Annotated in this window: 1 pseudogene; it reads right to left on the reverse strand. The window is 70.3% G+C overall.

The window, feature by feature from the left end:
- Positions 1–266 (reverse strand): annotated as a pseudogene (locus tag KVS69_RS19710) (flagellar motor protein MotD); the annotation flags it as partial.

Raw genomic sequence — 266 nt, forward strand, 5'->3', positions numbered from 1 at the left:
CCCAGTTGGACGGGAACAGCGCGGTGGCGATCGGCACATCATCGGTGTGGCCTTCCACGCGCCCGCCGTTGGGCGCGTCGTGCAACACCTGGGCCAGCGAAGACAGGGTGTCGCGTGCGTGCACGCCGAGCGTGGCCGAGCCGGTGGTGGACAGGATGTCGCTGTTGATCTCCACCTCGATCCACAGCTCGGTGCGGCGCACGGTGAGCATGCCGCGGTCGATCCGCGGTGCCAGCGTCGCGGTGGGGCGGTCGGGGCACCTGTTG

It is taken from the genome of Stenotrophomonas sp. GbtcB23, assembly GCF_019091045.1.
GTDB lineage: Bacteria > Pseudomonadota > Gammaproteobacteria > Xanthomonadales > Xanthomonadaceae > Stenotrophomonas > Stenotrophomonas rhizophila_A.